The 16,630-nt window shown below is 69.2% G+C and carries 13 protein-coding genes; 7 read left to right on the top strand and 6 right to left on the bottom strand.

Annotation, left to right across the window (positions count from 1 at the left end):
- Nucleotides 1-8 precede the first annotated feature (8 nt).
- Together AB0B90_RS09835 and AB0B90_RS09830 are read right to left on the bottom strand one after the other, a co-directional pair.
- On the bottom strand, nucleotides 9-1,313 hold the full coding sequence (locus AB0B90_RS09835; protein WP_362921965.1) for an HEXXH motif domain-containing protein: 1,305 nt from the start codon (nucleotides 1,311-1,313) through the stop codon (nucleotides 9-11).
- Complete coding sequence (locus AB0B90_RS09830; protein ID WP_362922216.1) at nucleotides 1,310-2,485, bottom strand: FxsB family cyclophane-forming radical SAM/SPASM peptide maturase; 1,176 nt, start codon at nucleotides 2,483-2,485, stop codon at nucleotides 1,310-1,312. The genes AB0B90_RS09835 and AB0B90_RS09830 overlap by 4 nt, the downstream gene beginning before the upstream one ends.
- 784 nt (nucleotides 2,486-3,269) lie before the next feature.
- Between AB0B90_RS09830 and AB0B90_RS09825 the strand changes: the two genes are divergently transcribed.
- Nucleotides 3,270-4,577 (top strand): HEXXH motif domain-containing protein, encoded by a 1,308-nt coding sequence (locus AB0B90_RS09825; protein WP_350944033.1) that lies wholly within the window; start codon nucleotides 3,270-3,272, stop codon nucleotides 4,575-4,577.
- 72 nt (nucleotides 4,578-4,649) lie between these two features.
- Here the strand turns inward: AB0B90_RS09825 and fxsT are convergent, their stop codons facing one another.
- Nucleotides 4,650-7,187 (bottom strand): FxSxx-COOH system tetratricopeptide repeat protein, encoded by a 2,538-nt coding sequence (gene fxsT / locus AB0B90_RS09820; RefSeq protein ID WP_362921963.1) that lies wholly within the window; start codon nucleotides 7,185-7,187, stop codon nucleotides 4,650-4,652.
- 255 nt (nucleotides 7,188-7,442) lie between these two features.
- Between fxsT and fxsA the strand changes: the two genes are divergently transcribed.
- From fxsA to AB0B90_RS09805, 3 genes are all read left to right on the top strand, one after another.
- Complete coding sequence (gene fxsA / locus AB0B90_RS09815; protein WP_350944035.1) at nucleotides 7,443-7,622, top strand: FxSxx-COOH cyclophane-containing RiPP peptide; 180 nt, start codon at nucleotides 7,443-7,445, stop codon at nucleotides 7,620-7,622.
- 77 nt (nucleotides 7,623-7,699) lie between these two features.
- Complete coding sequence (locus tag AB0B90_RS09810) at nucleotides 7,700-8,614, top strand: SIR2 family protein (protein WP_362921960.1); 915 nt, start codon at nucleotides 7,700-7,702, stop codon at nucleotides 8,612-8,614.
- Nucleotides 8,611-10,608 (top strand): tetratricopeptide repeat protein, encoded by a 1,998-nt coding sequence (locus AB0B90_RS09805; protein ID WP_350944039.1) that lies wholly within the window; start codon nucleotides 8,611-8,613, stop codon nucleotides 10,606-10,608. The genes AB0B90_RS09810 and AB0B90_RS09805 overlap by 4 nt, the downstream gene beginning before the upstream one ends.
- On the opposite strand, the gene AB0B90_RS09800 is transcribed toward AB0B90_RS09805, so the two are convergent.
- Entirely contained in the window at nucleotides 10,544-11,362 is an 819-nt protein-coding gene (locus AB0B90_RS09800) for a hypothetical protein (protein ID WP_362921958.1), read from the bottom strand. The two genes, AB0B90_RS09805 and AB0B90_RS09800, sit on opposite strands and share 65 nt — an antisense overlap.
- 257 nt (nucleotides 11,363-11,619) lie before the next feature.
- Nucleotides 11,620-12,042 carry a DoxX family protein gene (locus tag AB0B90_RS09795; protein ID WP_350944042.1) on the bottom strand — a complete coding sequence of 141 codons (423 nt, stop codon included), beginning with the start codon at nucleotides 12,040-12,042 and terminating at the stop codon, nucleotides 11,620-11,622.
- Nucleotides 12,043-12,119: 77 nt separating this feature from the next.
- Between AB0B90_RS09795 and AB0B90_RS09790 the strand changes: the two genes are divergently transcribed.
- The gene (locus AB0B90_RS09790; protein ID WP_362921956.1) at nucleotides 12,120-12,614 is read left to right on the top strand and encodes a MarR family transcriptional regulator; all 495 of its coding nucleotides are present in this window, start codon (nucleotides 12,120-12,122) and stop codon (nucleotides 12,612-12,614) included.
- Nucleotides 12,615-12,745: 131 nt separating this feature from the next.
- Here the strand turns inward: AB0B90_RS09790 and AB0B90_RS09785 are convergent, their stop codons facing one another.
- Nucleotides 12,746-14,083, bottom strand: coding sequence for a glycoside hydrolase family 6 protein (locus AB0B90_RS09785; protein WP_350944046.1), 1,338 nt, complete (start codon nucleotides 14,081-14,083; stop codon nucleotides 12,746-12,748).
- Nucleotides 14,084-14,543: 460 nt separating this feature from the next.
- Between AB0B90_RS09785 and AB0B90_RS09780 the strand changes: the two genes are divergently transcribed.
- Together AB0B90_RS09780 and AB0B90_RS09775 are read left to right on the top strand one after the other, a co-directional pair.
- Complete coding sequence (locus tag AB0B90_RS09780) at nucleotides 14,544-15,881, top strand: sensor histidine kinase (protein ID WP_362921954.1); 1,338 nt, start codon at nucleotides 14,544-14,546, stop codon at nucleotides 15,879-15,881.
- Nucleotides 15,878-16,543, top strand: coding sequence for a response regulator transcription factor (locus AB0B90_RS09775; protein WP_350944050.1), 666 nt, complete (start codon nucleotides 15,878-15,880; stop codon nucleotides 16,541-16,543). Before AB0B90_RS09780 ends, AB0B90_RS09775 begins: the two co-directional genes overlap by 4 nt.
- Nucleotides 16,544-16,630: the final 87 nt, after the last annotated feature.

The following is a 16,630-nucleotide window of genomic DNA, read 5'->3' as shown; positions in this document are numbered from 1 at the left end:
CTCCCGGCTCAGGAGTTGCGGCGCCTCCAGCTCTCCAGGTGCTGGTCGGCCTCGCGACGGGCCTGCGCCACCGCCGCGAGATCCACCGGCTCGTCCAGCCAGGCTTCCAGTGTGCCCCTCATCGCCTTCACGAATTCCGCCCCGCGCTCGTTCAGGCCCCCGCTCGCCATGAGCGTGCCGGTGACGCCGTACGCCGCCTGTCTCCAGCGTGCGAACTCGACCTGTCCGCGGAAGGCGCGGGCTCCCTGCTCCGAGGCGTGCTGGCGTCTCCAGAATCCCGCCACCCCGAGGTAGGCATACGCTCCCTGCAACAACCCGTTGACGGGGCGGGGGTCGTTCCGCCACGGCGCGTAGTGCCTCCGCCCGTTCTCGGGCAGGGTCAGCTCGACCGTGTCGGTCAGCGCCGTCAGCTTCGCGTGCTGGATCTCGTGGGCGAACGTCGCGGCCATTCCCAGCCCGTGCTGCGGCTCCGACAGGGCGACGGTCCCGAACGTCTCGCGCGAGGTGGCGCTGTTCTGGCCGAAGGCCGGTGCGTGGATGGGGGTGAGCACCGAGATGCCCGAGGTCAACTCCGCGGCGACGGTCCAGTGGCGGGCGGTCAGCACGCGCCACGCGTCGCGCAGGCACGACGCCCAGTGCTCCAGCCGCGATTCACTCAGCCGCGACTCGGTGACATGTCCTGCGGGCCACCGATAGGGGTCCGCGTCGTCGACGACGAGGCTGAGCCCGGAATCCGCCGGTAACCTGCGCAGGACCTGCCAGCCGGCCCCGTCGCGAAGGGGGTCGGCGCGGACCGTCGAGCGGCCGATGTCGAGCTCGGCCCCGTCCGCGTCCGGCCGCACGGTGACGTCGAGCACTCCCCGCGCACCCGCCGGAACGGTGAGGCGGCCCAGCCCCGGCAGGACGACGGCGTCCTCCTCGACGGCGAGGCGGACCTCGCAGGCGATCCGCGCTCTGACCGCGATCGCGACGACCAGGGCGGCCAGCCGGCCGGGATCGTCCTTCGCCCCCGTACCGGCCCTGAGCGAACGGTACGTCCGCAGCGCCCACGCGCCCACGGCCGGGTGGCACAGCTCCGGTTCGACCTGTTCTCTCCCCTGGCTCTCCATCTCGGCCAGGAGATCGTAGGCGCGAGCCGCGAGATCGGCGTGCGGATGGCCCGCCGCCTTCGCCTCCAGGACGAGCGCGCGGATGAGGAGCCTGGTCTTGAGGCACTGCCACACGCGCAGCTCGGCCATGGCCTCGGCCCCGCCCCCGCCCTTCGCGAGCCTGGAGAACGTCTCGTCGGACACCGGAGGCGAGGTGAACCTCATGCGTTTCCCTTCAGCCGGGCGACGTCGCGTACGAGCCGCGCGCGAATGTGATCTATGAGCCGGTAGAGATCGGGACAGTAGACCGAGGGGCCGAGGAATCCGTGGGTCTCGCTGTAGCGGTGCGGGTAGAGTCCGCCGCCGCAGACGGAACGAAGGTCGCAGGCCCGGCACACGGGTGCCAGCGCGAGCTCGCCGATCTGACGGGCCGCTATGGACGGGTGCCCCAGCACCGTGTCGAAGGAGTCGCGAAGGACGTGCAGCAGGGTGGCGGGAGCGCCGTGATAGCTGGACTTGAGGATGTCCGACTGCTCGATGCTGCCGTCCGTCTCGATGACGACCATCCGCGCCGGGGAGAGGCCGATGGCCTCGGTACGGGACGCACGCCCGGTGAGCAGGCGGACGATCTCGTTGAAGAACCGGATCTCGGTCTCCTCCACCGCCGCCCCGTACCAGCGGTCGAAGATCGGCAGCAGCCAGTCGGCGTAGGGGGTGGCGGCCGAGCCGGGGTCGCGAAAGGGCGGAGGTGTGAGCCAGTTCCCGTGCGGCAGGAGAAAGTCGACCGCCGGCGGGTCGAACTCCAGGAGCGCGTCGTAGGTGGCCAGCGGATCGTTGCGGACGTCGATCGTGCACAGAAGACCGCTGAAGAGATGGTGGAAGGGACCGGCCGTCAGTCTCCGCAGCGAGGCGGCGACCATGGCGTGGCTGCCCTTTCCGCTCGTGAAGAGCCTGTGCCGGTCGTGGGCCGCCTCGTAGCCGTCCAGGCTCACCCCTACCCGGATCTCCAGGTCGCCGAAGAGCCGCAGGTAGGTCTCGTCCAGGCGCAGCCCGTTGGTCTGCACGCCGACGTGGACGCGAGTTCCGACGTCGGCGGCCGCTCCCCTGATGGTGCGCACGGCGTGGGAGATGAGTTCCGGGCCGGCCAGAAGCGGCTCTCCCCCGTGGAGGATGACCTCCACCTCCGCCAGCTCGTGGGCGAGGGCGTGCTCCGCGATGCGCTGTGCCGTCCGCTGGACGATCGCCTCGGACATGCGCCGCGGCTGGGCCTTCCAGGACTGGTCCGCCATCTCGTAGATGTAACAGTGACGGCAGGCGAGGTCACATCTGCTGTGGATCTTCAGAATGAACTGTCGGAAGGCGAAGGGCCTCCATCCGGAAGCCAGTAGTTCGGCCACATCAAGCGTGGCCGGAAACACGTTTTCGGCCGACAGGATTTTCGGTTCCGGCTTCTCTGACAAATGCGGCACGCCTCTCTTGCGCCATTCCCATCTCGCACCACTTTGTGCCGTTAGTCAAGATTAAAGCCAGTAAAGCTTTCTTCAGTAGCGCCTCACAGTCGTACAGCGAGACGACTTCTTCGACCGCGACGCCCCTCATCCTCCATCTACCCTCTAGCTGACTTTCGGTACCCCGCATAACACCACGCCGAGGTGGAGGCCGATCAACCGTGCGCGATTGGCCCTCGGACCTGGACGTCGGCGAGCTTGCCGCCACCGCCTGGAGAGCCATCCCTTTTCGGCAGTTCATTTTGAAGATCCACAGCAGGTGCGATCTCGCATGCGGATATTGTTATATGTACGAAATGGCGGACTCCAGCTGGCGCAGCTGTCCGAGACGCATGTCGCGCGAGACCTTCGCCGCCACGGCCGCGAGAATCGCCGAACACGTTCACACGCACGACCTCGGCAACGTCGAGATCGTGCCGCATGGCGGCGAGCCGATCCGCGAGATCGTCGCGCGGATCCGGTCGGCGAGCCGGCCCTGTCGGAGAAATGCCGGGCATGCCCGATGGGCAGGGTGTGCGGAGGCGGTCCCTACGCCCATCGCTGTCGGGCAGGCCACGGTTTCGCCAATCCATCGGTCTACTGCGTCGACCTGTTCCGTCTCATCGGGCATATCAAGAACAGGGTCGGAGCCGATCCGGCCTTCCGAACGAAGCGCGAAGATTGAAGGGGCGCGATGAATCTACCCGAGCACCGGATTCCGGCGAAGGTGTTCTCCGACTTGGCCCACGGCGGTGGTGGCGCCCCCGCGGTCAGCCGCCTCTCCGCCGCCCAGTACAGCAAGCACGCGCTTCTCGTACGAGCGGTGGTGGAGACGGCTCGCACGACCGGCCACGCGGAGGCGCCGGCCACCCGCCGCGCCTACGATCTGCTCGCCACCGTCCAGCGCCGTCACCCCGGCGCCGTCGACGCCGTGCTACGGCATTCTTCGGTGGGCGCCTGGGCGCGCCGGACGATCAGAATGCTCCGTGCGGGCGACACCCGCGCGACACCGGGACAGCTCTCGGCGCTGGCCGCCGCGGCGGCGATCCGCTCCCGTACGGCCTGCGACATCGACGTGCCCGCGGCGGACGGGGTGGTCACGCTGCCGTCACTGGGGCAGGCGATCCTGTCACCGACCGTCTCCTGGGCCACGGTCGAGTGCGCCGCCGAAGGCGCGGAGGTCACCGCGGACCGGATGGTCGTCCGGATCCCCGACGACCCCCGCCGGGACGCGTCGGGGTGGCGGGGCCTGCGCACGCTGTCCGCCGAGGCGGACGGCGTACCGCTGCGCCTGGTCATCGATGACCTCGACCCCTACAGGATGCCGGAGACGGCCAACATCGGCGAGCGGCTCAGCGAGGCCGAGACCGAACGATGGCAGTCGACGCTGCACACCGCCTGGGATCTACTGGTACGGCACCACCGGACCGTGGCGGAGGAGGTGTCCACCGCGATCACGGTCCTCACACCCCTGGTCGCGCCCGCCGGGGGCCAGTCGAGCTCGACCTCCAGGGAGACCTTCGGTTGCGTGGCCCTGTCGACACCGCCGGACGCGCTCTCTCTCGCGGTCACGTTGACGCACGAGACACAGCACGCGAAGCTCTCGGCACTGCTCGACCTCGTGCCTCTCACCCTCCCCGACGACGGCTCCCGCCACTACGCCCCCTGGCGTGAGGACCCCCGCCCCGTGCCGGGACTCCTTCAGGGGGCGTACGCCTTCCTGGGCGTGGCGGGCTACTGGATGCGCCAGCGCACCCTGGAGTCGGGGGAGGCGGCCCTGCGCGCGCACGCGGAGTTCTTCCAGTGGCGCGAGGCCGCGCGCCTTGTCACCGGCACCCTGCTCACCGGTGGGCGGCTTACCCCCACCGGTGAGAGTTTCGCGGCCGGGATGGCGCGGCGCCTCGACGACTGGTCGCGGGAGAGCGTGCCCGCCCGCGCTCGGGCCATGGGCCTGCGGCGCGCGGACGAGCACCGCGCGCGCTGGCTCGAACGCAACGGCTAGCCCTCGGAGCGGGCCGGTCACGATGTGACGTCCGGCGCGAGAGGCCACGGCGCGTCCGCCGGAACGCGGCGGTCACAGCACGGGCGGGTCGAAGTCGAAGTCGAGCCGCTCGCTCCTCAGGGCCACCTTCGTGTCGGGATGGTCGTTGCCGAGCACCCGCTCGTAGCGCTCGTGGGTGTCGGCTTCAAGCTCTGCGGCCTCCTCCACGGCACCCTCCGCTCGCAGGTCTATGACCAGGTTGTTCGCGCAGGCCAGGGTGAGGGGGTGGTCTGCGCCGAGAAGCTCCCGCAGCTGGACGAGGGTCTCCTGGCCCAGCTCCCTGGCCGCAGGGACATCCCCCCTCGCGGCGAAGTCGCTGGCGAGGTTGATCGCGCAGGTGAGCGAGTAGTGGTGTTCGCGACCGAGCGTGCGATCGAAACCGTCCAGGGACCTGCGGTCGAACCGGCTCGCGTCCTCGATCTCCCCGTTGACCCGCAGGAGCAACGCCAGGTTCATGTCGCAGCCGAACGTGAAGGGGTGCTCGTCGCCGTATCTCCTGGGGTAGCGAGCCGCGGTGTCGCGCAGCAACTCCAGCGCCTCGGTGATCTCCCCTCTGGTGCGCTGGGCGTTGGCCAGGCACAGGGCCGCGGCGAGCGTGTCGTGGTGGTCACGGCCGAAGATGCGCTCCTGCCGCTCGTACGTCCGCTGCGCGATCTCGAACGCCTCGTCGACGAGTCCCGCCCTGCGCTTGGCGATGGACAGGTCCTTGGCCACCCGCAGGGTCCACGGATGGTCGGGCCCCAGCTCCTGCATCCCCAGCTCGTAGGCGTCCTCACCGAGGTCACATGCCTCCGAGTAGTCGCCCCTGAGCCTGACGATACGGGCCAGGCCGTTCCGTGACGCCAGCACGAACAGCGAACTCGACTTCGAGGCCGAGGAGGGCTGCTTGGTGTAGAGCACCTTCTGCAGCTCGAACGCCTGCCGGTAGTCGCCGAGCAACATGTAGTCGACGGAGAGGTTGTTCATCGCGCGCAGCGTCCGGCGATGGTCGGGGCCGAACACCTCCTGGTGCCGGCGCAACGAGTCCCTGTCGTGCTCCAGCGCGGCCGCGAAGTCGCCCAGCATTCTCATGTCGGCGCCGTGGCTGTTGACGAGCAGGAGGGTCTCCTCGTGGTCGGGCCCGAGGGTCGTCCGCATGCGTGCCAGGGTGTCGCGATTGAGCTCGAAGGAGGCCCGGTAGTCGCCGAACTCCCGCAGGACGATGCCGAGATGCCGCTGCGCGGAGAGCACGGCCTGATCATCGCTGCCGCTGTCGGCCCGCCACGTCCGGATGAGGCTTCCCACGAGATCGACCGCCGACTGGTAACCGCCCGACGAGTAGAGGTAGCGAACGATGTCGAGGGCGAACCCGCGGATGCGGGGATCGCGGCTCTCCTCCACCAGGGAGGGCCTCACGTGACTGAGCAACTCCCCATAGCGCGGCCAGGAGGCGTTGTCGTCGGGCAGGCCCGGTGTCGCCGCCGCCAGCAGGAGGTGGACCTCCCTGCGGAAGGACAGGTGCTCCTCCTCGCTCAGCTCGTCGCGGAGGAGCGCCTGGACCAGCCGGTGCACCTGGATCGTCCGGTTCTCCGAGTCGATCCGCACGAGGGCGTAGCGGCCCAGCTCCCTGATGACCTTGCTCAACAGGATCGGGTCGGCGAGGAGCGAGCCAAGACGCGACTCCGACGCGAAATCCTCGGGAAGTACTCCGAAGACGTCGCGGGGAATCGGATCCGGGCCGAAGAAGGCACAGCAGCGCAGGAGCTCCACGGCCTCGGGCAGCTTCCCCTTGAGCTGGGACACCGACAGTGACCACGCCGCGGTCATGGACAGCGGGTAGTCGGCCGCCTTGTTGGCATCCAGCAGCTGGACGGTCTGCTCTTCGAGCAGGCGGAGATACTGCTCGACGGACATCCCCGTCTCCGTCTGCAGGGCCCCCGCCTGCTCCAGTGCGAGCGGGAGGTCACCGAGTTGTTCGGCCAGCCGGTTTCTGTCGTCGAGGCTGGTCGACCTCGGAACCCGCTTGCTGAGGAATTCGATGCTCTCCGCCCGGGTGAAGACGTCGACGGGCAGGGTGTCGACCACCCCCTGCCAGGCGTGGTTGCGCGAGGTGATCAGGACGTGTCCCGGACCCCGCGGGATGATCTCGTTGATGTCCTCGGGCTGTTCTGCGTTGTCGAAGACGAGCAGCCACCGGGAGTACGGTTCGCCGAGGCGCAGGGCGTCCAGCACGGCCCTGGACGCCTCCTCCACCCCCATCGTGGCGGATGACGATATGCCCAGATGCGGGGCGAGCGCGGCCAGCGACGAGCGCACCAGGATCGGCTGATCGGCGGGGATCCACCAGACCAGGTCGTACTCGTGCCGGAAGCGATAGGCGTATTCGATCGCGACATGGGTCTTGCCGACCCCCCCGAAACCGTGGAGAGCGTGCGGCACCACCGCGGTGACCTCGGAGGTGACCCCGGTGTGCAGCTTTTCGAGGAGATCTTCACGACCGGTGAAATTCCTGTTCTGCTGCGGGATCTTGCCCCAGATTCGGGGCTGACGTCCCGGCACCCCGGGAATTCCCGAGGACTCTGAAATGGACACCCGACCGCCTCCGCTCGCCCGATTCTCGTTCAGCCTAGACTCCCGGCCAGGCCGGGTGCATGGACAGAGAAGTCAGACTCTCATGGCGGCATACCGAACGAAGGATAAGACGTGAATATCTTTCTATCCTTGTGATGCCAAGATAACCGTCTACCCTGGGTTAGAAGTGCTCGGCGAACGTGGAAAGATGACGGTGTAAGTGATGCGCGCGCTGCGAGTGGCTCGCGTGAACAGGCCACGGACAGGGGAGTCCGCATGGGCGAGGAAGTCGTCGCAGGCGAGATCGATTACATCAAGAGCAATCTCATCGACGTCACCGGGCTGAGTTTGACCGACCTTGATCATATAGATAATCCCAACCTTAAGCGCGCATTAAGGCGGATACTTGAGGACGACAGCGCGGGGCCGGCGGCCGGATTCACATCATCCATATGAAAGATCTTGACTTTCGCGCAGGCATGACGGGAAATAGAGTCCTATAAGGGACCGTTTCCCAATGATCAGGGTGGCCCATGGACGATGTCGACTGGGAACGTTTGATCGACCAGCTCGGCAGGGGTGACTGCGCCCCTTTTCTCGGAGCGGGGGCCTGTGCCGGCACCCTGCCCACCGGCGCCGCTCTCAGCAACCAGTACGCCCTCCGTTACGGCTATCCGTTCTCCGACGCGGGCGACCTGGCCCGTGTGATGCAGTACGGCGAGGCCGTGGTGCGCGATCCGGTCGACCTCAAGGAGACGGTCTGCGGCCACCTGCGCTCGCACGGCCGGCCTCCGGTGACCGATCCCGGCGAGCCTCACCGGCTGCTCGCCGGTTTCCCGCTCACGACGTTCCTCACGACGAACTACGACGACTTCCTGGCCGAGGCGTTGCGGGCGGAGGGCAAGGATCCCCACGTCGCCGTCTCCCCCTGGTGGGACACCGACCCCGGCGCGGCCCCTCTCCTGCCGGAGCCGACGGTGGAGCGGCCCATCGTCTACCACCTCCACGGGAGCTGGGCGGAGCCCGCGTCGCTGGTGCTGACCGAGGCCGACTACCTGACGTACCTCGTCAACATGGTGGACGCCGTCGCGACCGACGGGCGGCATCCGCTGCCGATCCCGATCCTGCGGGCGATGACCACCCGGCCGCTGCTCTTCGTGGGCTACAGCCTGCAGGACTGGACGTTTCGGGTGCTGTTCCACGGCCTGGTGCGCAACACACCTCGCAGCAACAAGCGGCGGCACGTGAGCGTGCAGCTCATGCCCGAGGTGAGCCGCCCCACGGGCGGCACCGGGAGCACCGGGAGCGCGAAGAGCACCGAGAGCGCGGAAAGCAAGGCCAGGCGCTACATCACCCACTATCTCGACCGCTGGAACATCTCGATCTTCCTGGGGACCGCCTCGGAGTTCTGCGCGGAGCTCCGGCGGAGAATGGGACGGACATCATGACGACCGCGACACGCGCCGGCGACGGAACCGTCCGGCCCTACGTGGGGCTGCGTCCCTACGACCGGAGCGAGCACGCCCTGTTCTTCGGACGGGAACGCGAGGCCCGCGACATCGCCACCATCTGGCAGGCCACCGGCCTCACCGTGCTGTTCGGGGCCTCCGGGGTCGGCAAGACGTCCCTTCTGCAGGCGGGTGTCCTGCCCCGCGTGGAGCCCGAGCGCGCCGACGTGCTGCCCATCGCCCGCGTGTCACCCCACGGCATCGCCTCGCTGCGTCCGAAGATGCCCGGCAACCCCTATGTGCTGGCGCTTCTGTCGGCCTGGGCCCCCGACCGGCCACTGCCCGCGCTGGCGGGGCTCACGATCTCGGACTTCCTGGCCGAACGCCCGGAACGCACCGACAGATACGGCGACCCGGTGCCCGTCCTGGTCGCCCTCGACCAGGCCGAGGAGCTGTTCGGCGGCCCGCTCGACCGCGAGGAGGACCGCAACGAGCTCCTGCGCCAGCTGGCGCGGGCGGTGGAGGATCACGACGGCCTCCACCTGCTGCTTTCCCTGCGCGAGGAGTATCTGGCCTCCGTCCTGCCGCACGAGCGCCCGCTGGGCCGAGGTTCGCGGGCGCGGTTCCAGCTGCCGCCGCTCACGCGCGCCGCGGCGCTCGACGCCACCGTGAGGCCGGTTGAGCGCACCGGCAGGTTCTTCGCCCCCGGGGCCGCGGAACGGCTCGTCGACGACCTGCGCACCGTCCCGATCTCCAACGACGAGGGGCAGACGACCACGCTGACGCTGAACACGATCGAACCGGTCCAGTTGCAGGTCGTCTGTTCCGCGCTGTGGGAGTCGCTGCCCTCCGGGCTCAGGGAGATCAGCGTGGACCACGTGAACCTGCACGTGAACGTCGACCGGTTCCTCACCGGATTCTGCGATCGGATGCTCGCGCGCGTCTCGGCCGGATCCGGTGTCACGTCGAGCGAGATCCGCTCCTGGCTGCGCAGGACCTTCGTCACCGAGCACGGGACGCGCAACACCGTCTACGAAGGACTCCACGAGACGGCCGGCATGCCGAACGCCGTCGCCAAGGCCCTGGAGGACTCCCACATCCTGCGCGGCGAGCACCGGCTGGGGATCCGCTGGTACGAGCTGCAGCACGACCGTCTGATCGGGTCGGTGCGCCAGTCGCGGCCCCCGGCGTCCTATCTCGGCGACGCGCGGCTCGCACTGGCCAGAGAGAGCTGGGAGACGGCCCGCGGGCTCGCGGAGGAGGCGGTCCGCGCCTCGGGGAGCGGCGAGACGTGGGTGCGTGCCGAGGCCCTGCTGATCCTGGGAGAGGTGGCGTCGGCGGAAGGTGAGACGGAGAGCGCACGCAGCCGGTTCGAGGAGGCGGCCGACCTGTTCGCGACGCTGCAGCGATTCAACGGCGTGGCCTCCGCGCTGACCGGGGAAGGGCGGCTCTGGCTGGCGCTGGGACACTACGACAGCGCCGTCGAGCGGCTGCGCGCCGCCCTCTCCTGGGTTCCCAACGACCTGCCGGCGCATCTGGCGCTCGGGCAGGCCCTGTGGCGTCTGGGACAGCCGCGCGCCGCCCTCGCCCTGCTCAACGGGGCCGTGGCGCTCGCGGACGAGCCCCCCGCCGAGGCACTCGCGCTGCGCGGTGAGATCCTGGCCGACCTCGGAAAGCCGGTGGAGGCCCTGCGCGACCTGGATCGGGTACGCAGGCACCAGCGGCCCGGCACGATCGCCGCCAGGGCGCTCGCCCTCGCCCTGGAGCAGCGGTTCGACGCCGCCCAGCAGGAGATCCTCGACGCCCTCGCCGACGGCTCCGACGGCGACTCCGACAGTGGCCCCCTGCTGGTGCGGGCCGCACGTGTCCACGCCCTGCTGGGGCGGCCCACCCTGTCGGAGGAGTTCGCCTCGCGGGCGCTCGGCGCGGTCACTCCCGGGCTTCCCGGGCATCTGCGGGCGCAGGCCGAGGAGCTTCTGCGGAGGACGGCGTGACGTCGTCCGCTCTCGCCGCCTCCCACATGTGGTCGAACTGGCTCACCCAGTAGGTGTACCAGCGTTCGTCGCGGCCACGGGTCAGCTCGAGGTGCATGCGCGAGGAGATGGACGTGTTGTGGAAACCGTGAATCTCCACGATGACACGGCCCCCGGGGGTTTCCGGGTCGACAAGGACGAGGCTGAATCCCGGGTTGTAGGAAAGAAGGCGGTATTCGAACCGGCCCGCCGTTTTCCAGCCGCTCATCAACCGTAGGCGTTCCATCGTGCTCTCCAGCGCGGCGGGAAGCCGCTGGACGGGAAACTCGACCGAATCGTCCAGCTGTTTCGCGGCCTGCCGGACCGCCGTCTTCTCCGTGGGGTCGAGAATGACGATCCTGGCGCTTCCCCGCTCCCTGGCGAGGACCGTGTTGCGTATCAGCTCGCAGGTCTGCGCCGACAGCAGGTTGACCGCGGAGGGCGCGAACACGCGCACGTCACGGGCCTGGGCGAGCAGCAAGGAGAGCGGCACCCTGTCGTACACGGAACGGTCGTGCAGAAGGTCGGTGCGCGATTCCGCGGGCTCGTCGGTGAGGGTGAGCCGGTAGAGGAGCAGCCCGACCCCGGAGAACAGGGCCGCCCATCTGAGGTCGTCTTCCAGCTTGTCGGCGAATATCGAGAGAAAGGCGAAACCGAAGAGGACGACGGTGAGAGCGTACGCGTCGATATGCTGCCGGGCCTTGAAATCCCTGCCGATTCTCTGGATCAGACGCACACCGACCCCCAACTCTTGAGCGCTGTCGAGAACAGCTATGCCCATTGTCCGGGATCGGGACCTCGTAATGTTCGATGTCGTTGGTTCCGGTCGGCCGGGCCCTCCCGCTCGGGAAAGACCCGGCATCCGTAATTCCGGCGACCGGCCGAACCACCCGGGGCGGTGACCGCTCCAGGAGCCGGCTCCGTACGACGGCCGGTCGGATGTGACGGCGGTGTCGGACAGGGGCCGACGGTGTCCTACAGGGTCTTACAGGGTCAGACGGTGGCCGGCTGGCGGCGGCGCTGCCAGAGGGCGTCGACGGCGAGGGCTCCGCCGCCGCTGAGGGCGATGACCATGGTGCCCGCGGCGAGGGCCAGCACGTACTCGTAGCCGCCCTCGCTCACCGAGAAGCCGTTGGAGAGGTGAACGAAGACGAGGGCACCGAGCATGACGAGCGTGAGCAGGAAGCCGAACACGGGCAGGGCCGCGCCCAGGATGAGCGCGATACCGCCCACGACCTCGATGATGGCGACCGCCGGTGCGGAGACGACCGCGAGGGGGATCCCCATGGCGTCGAAGGCCGCGGTGGTCTGGGCCAGCCCCGAGCTCAGGAACTTCTGTGAGCCGTGGAATACGAAGATTACGCCGAGAGCGATCCTCGCCAGCAACAGGACATACGGTCTTAGCTGGTCAAGCATTCTGACTCCTCCTGTCATTCGAATTTGTACAAACCATAGCGGTTAGTTCAAATTTGAACAAGCAGTAGAATGTTCCGGTGAGCGACGTGAAATGGCTCAATGAGAGCGAGATGGCCGCATGGATGGCTTATGTGGCCGCGACACACCTCCTGGAGCGACGCGTCGAGGATCAGTTGAAAGTCGATGCCGATCTGACCCACGCCCAGTACGAGATCCTGGCGAAACTCTCCCAGGACCCCGGCGGGCGGATGCGGATGACCGAGCTGGCCAACCGGTTGATCGTTTCGAAGAGCGGCCTCACCTATCAGATCGGCCAGCTGGAGCGGAGAGGGCTCGTCACCAGGGAGGCCTGCCCCTCCGACGAGCGGGGCGTGCTCGCCGTGCTCGCCGAGGAGGGCAAGCGTTGCCTCGAGCGGACCGCGCCGGGGCACGTGGCCGTCGTGCGCGCCTTCCTGATCGACCAGCTCACTCCCGAGGAGGTCGAGAGCATGCGACAGATCATGACGAAGGCCGCCGCGGCCATGCGGGCGGCCCCTGCGGGCCCGCTCCGGCCGGGCAAAATCCCAGGGTAAGGCGCGGAACGGACCCATGAGACCGGTTCTCCCTTTCGGCTACGCGGTCGGAGGGAAGGCGGAAGAATCCGGTACGGCTCGCGCGGGGGGCATACCGCGCGAGCCGTCCGGATCAGAGCCGCACCACCGGGTCAGGCGGCGGTGCAGCTGACCGAGGAGGGCGCGCCGTTACTTCCTGACCAGTTGCCGGTGAACCCGAAGTTCGCCGTGGCACCCGCGGAGAGGTTGCCGTTGTGGGACACGTTCCGCACCGAGACGCTCGCGCCGCTCTGGGTGTGCTGTCCGTTCCAGAGCTGGGTGATGCTCTGGTTGTTGGGGAAGGACCAGTTCACCGTCCAGCCCGTGAGGGCCGCGCCGCCCGAGTTCCGCACGGTCACCTCGGCCTGGAACCCGCCCGGCCAGGAACCGATCAGCTGGTAGCTGGCCGTGCAGGCCTTGCCGCCACCCGGAGTGGGAGTCGGCGTGGGCGTCGGCGTCACCGTGGGGGTCGGGGTCGGGGTGGGATCCGGGCCGGGTCCAGCGGCCATGGCCAGGTCGTAGGCGCGCTGCGGGACGAACTGCCCGGCCGCGGCGATGCAGCCGTCGGCCTCGCCCGGCAGCTTGATCCACAGGAAGGCGTCGATCATCGAGTCGCCGGTGGCGTTGGTGCTCGGCGTGCCGATCGCCCGTCCCGGCGGGTCACACCACTCGCTGCCCTGCGGGCCGTTGCCGTTGCGGCTGGTGTCGATCACCGCGCGGAGCCTGGAGATCCCGGTGGCGGAGATGATGTTCTTGGCGTAGGGGACCTCGGTGGAGGTCCACCGGTAGTTGGAGACGTTCAGGGAGATGCCGTCCGCGCTGTTCGCCACGTCCGCGGCCCTCAGACGGTTGGCGGCCTCCGACGCTGACAGCCACCCCGAGTGCCCGATGTCGAAGTAGACCTTCGCCGAGGACGAGCCCGCCTTCAGCTTCTTGCCCGCGTACGCCATGGAGGCGTTCGTCTCCTGCTGCTGGGAGGAGTTCATGCAGCTGGTCATGATCGGGAGCACGTCCGGCTCCAGGATGATCGTCGCCGGGCGTCCCTGCAGACCCGCGGCCACCTCGTCGACCCACTGACGGTAGGCCGTGTGGTTGGGCGCGCCACCCGTGCTGGCGCCGCTGCAGTCCCGGTTGGGGATGTTGTAGACGACGAGGATGGGGATCTTGCCCGCCGACGCCGCCGCTCCGACGAACGACGACACCTGGCCGCGCACGGTGGAGGTGTTGGTGGTGGTGAACCACCGGGCCTGCGGCACGGAGGCGATCCGGGTCCGGATCACCTGCGCCTTGGAGTCGCCGGGATTGGCCGCGACCCACTTGGCGGCACCGGTGTCCGGGTCGACGTAGAACGGGGAATCGGCGGCGGACGCGCCGGAGGCGCCGGCGAGCGCCGCACCTGACGCGATCACCAAGGCCGCGCAGAGCGTGGCCAGGATTGATCTTCTTGGCATGGATCGGCTCCTTCGAAGGAGGCATGGGAGCGCTCCCACCATAGGTGGCACGCCTCTTCCGCTGTAGTCCCCGCCGTCGGCGCCTCACTTCCTCGCGCGCTGACCTGTGCGAACACTCCCGACATCCGTTGAAAGTTTCACCACCCGGCACCGCCCGGCTGATCGGCGAGACAGTGACGATCGACAACGCCGCAGGCGCCGAGTGCGCGTTCCGCCGCCGCACGATCTTCACGGAATCCTTCGAAACGGATGAGCCACACCAAATGACGTGGTCTGCAGGCCTGTGTTCTGGAAGCCTGGTCTCCTATGGCCCGAGCATCCGAGACCCTCCCTCGCGACGCCTCCGATCGGTCGCGCACCGGATTCGCCCCTCCCCCGCAGGCCCCCCGGTGAGCCTCACCGGCCGGATGAGCCCCGCGGGCGGGATTTACGCCCGACGGTGCCGCGAACGACCGCGACGATGAAGGTTTCCTCTGGAGTGCGGGCCACCCTCGACAACGCGCGAGGCACTCTCACGGGGGCGCGCACGAAGGCGGGGGCGTGGTTCGTGCGCGGGCTTTCCCGGCTCCGAACACGATGGCCGGGAACGAGCCGTTCGCGGGTCGCCGACGTGCTCCTCGCGCTGGGCGCGTGGGCGGTGTACGTCACCCTCGCCGTTCTGCAGGACAGGTTCACCACGCGGGAGTTCTCCGTCCTGGCGTTCGCGTTCTTCACGGTCTCGTCGGCGGCGCTGCTGTGGCGGCGCAGCAGGCCGGTCGTCGCCGTCGCCGTCGCCGTGGCCTGTGACTGCGTGATCGTCGTGTCGACGGGCTGGAAGGGGTACGGCCTGCAGGCGATGCTGGCCCTGTACGCGGCGGGCAGGTACGGTGAGGCCCGGCGTGCCTGGGTCGCGGCCGTCGCGGTGGGGCTGTTCTACCCGTCGGTGTCGACGGCCGTCCAGCTCGCCACCGGAGCCGAACGTCAGGACTCCGGCTCCATAGGGATCTTCGTCCCGCTGCTGCTCGTCGGGCTGGGCAGGCTGGCGCGGCTGCGTGCGGAGGCCATCCGCAGGAGGCAGGCCGAACTCGCCGAGGAGATCGTGCGGGCGGAGCGCCGTCACATCTCCCGCGAGCTGCACGACGTGGTCGCCCACAACATCAGCACGATGCAGGTCCTCATGGGGGCGGCGCGCACGACCATGGCCCGCGATCCCGCCGGGGCCGAGGCCGCCCTGCTCAGCGCCGAGCGCGCCGGGCGGGAGGCGATGGCGGAGATGCGGCAGTTGCTGCACGTGCTGCGCGCCGACCGGGCGGACGACCCGGCCCCCGTCGAGAGCCCGTCCTTCACCGGCGAGGAAACCGGCCTCTCGGGGAGGGTTTCCTCGCTGGTCGGCCGGGCCCGCGAGGCGGATCAGCCCGCCTTTCTGGAGGTGACCGGCACCCCAGGGCGGCTGCCCGCGGCGGTCGACCACGCCGTCTACCGGATCGTCCAGGAGTCCCTGACCAACGCGCGCAAGCACGCGGGAAACGTCCCGGTGAGGGTGAGGGTCGAGTACGGGCCCACCGCGGTCGAGGTGGAGGTCGTCGACGACGGGCCCGGGGTGACCTCTGCCGGAAAGAGGCACGAAAACCACTCCGGCGAGGGTTTCGGGTTGGGTGGCATGGCCGAGCGTGTGGCACTCTGCGGTGGGCGGCTGGAGACGGGCCCCCTGCCGAGCGGGGGCTTTCGGGTCCACGCCCGGCTGCCCCTCCCGGTTCTGGGAACCACCGGACGACCGGAGCCGGGCCACGAACCGGCCGCGCGGGAGGAAGGGACATGATCAGAGTGCTGGTCGTCGACGACCACGCGCTGGTGCGCTCCGGCTTTCAGATGATCCTGGACGCCCAGGACGACCTCTCCGTGGTGGGTGAGGCCGGCGACGGCGAGGAGGCGCTCGCCCTCGCCCGCGACCTGCTCCCCGACGTGGTGCTGATGGACCTGCACATGCCGGAGGCCGACGGCGTCACCGCCACCGGACGGATCACCGCCGAGCTGCCCGGCGTGCGCGTGCTCGCGCTGAGCACCTTCGACCTGGACGAGTACGTCGTCGAGGCTCTGCGTGCCGGAGCCTCGGGCTTCCTGCCCAAGGACATCTCCCCCGAGGAGCTCCTGGAGGGCGTGCGGGTGGTGCACCGCGGCGACTCGGTCGTCGCGCCACGGCTGCTGACCCGGCTCATCGGCACCTTCGTCAGGGCCGTGCGGCCCCGGCCCGCGACGATGCCGCCCGAGCTCGCCGGGCTGACCGACCGCGAGCGGGAGGTGCTCGTCCTCATCGCGCGCGGGCGATCGAACCTGGAGATCGCCGAAACCCTCGACGTCGCGACCTCCACCGTGAAGAACCATGTGACCAGCCTGTTCGCCAAACTCGGCGTCCGCGACCGCGCCCAGGCCGTGGTCGTCGCCTACGAGGCGGGGTTCGTCACCCCGGGCACCACCGGCTGAGCCCTTCCGGCCGTTCTCCCTTCTGGGACCGTACTCCCAAAAGAGGAGAGCGGCCGGTGCCCGGCTCCCAGGCGGGAAACCGTTCCC

The organism is Streptosporangium sp. NPDC049078 (assembly GCF_040648855.1).
GTDB lineage: Bacteria > Actinomycetota > Actinomycetes > Streptosporangiales > Streptosporangiaceae > Streptosporangium.
Note: the sequence above shows the minus strand (reverse complement) of the source record. Positions and strands in the feature narration are given on the sequence as shown.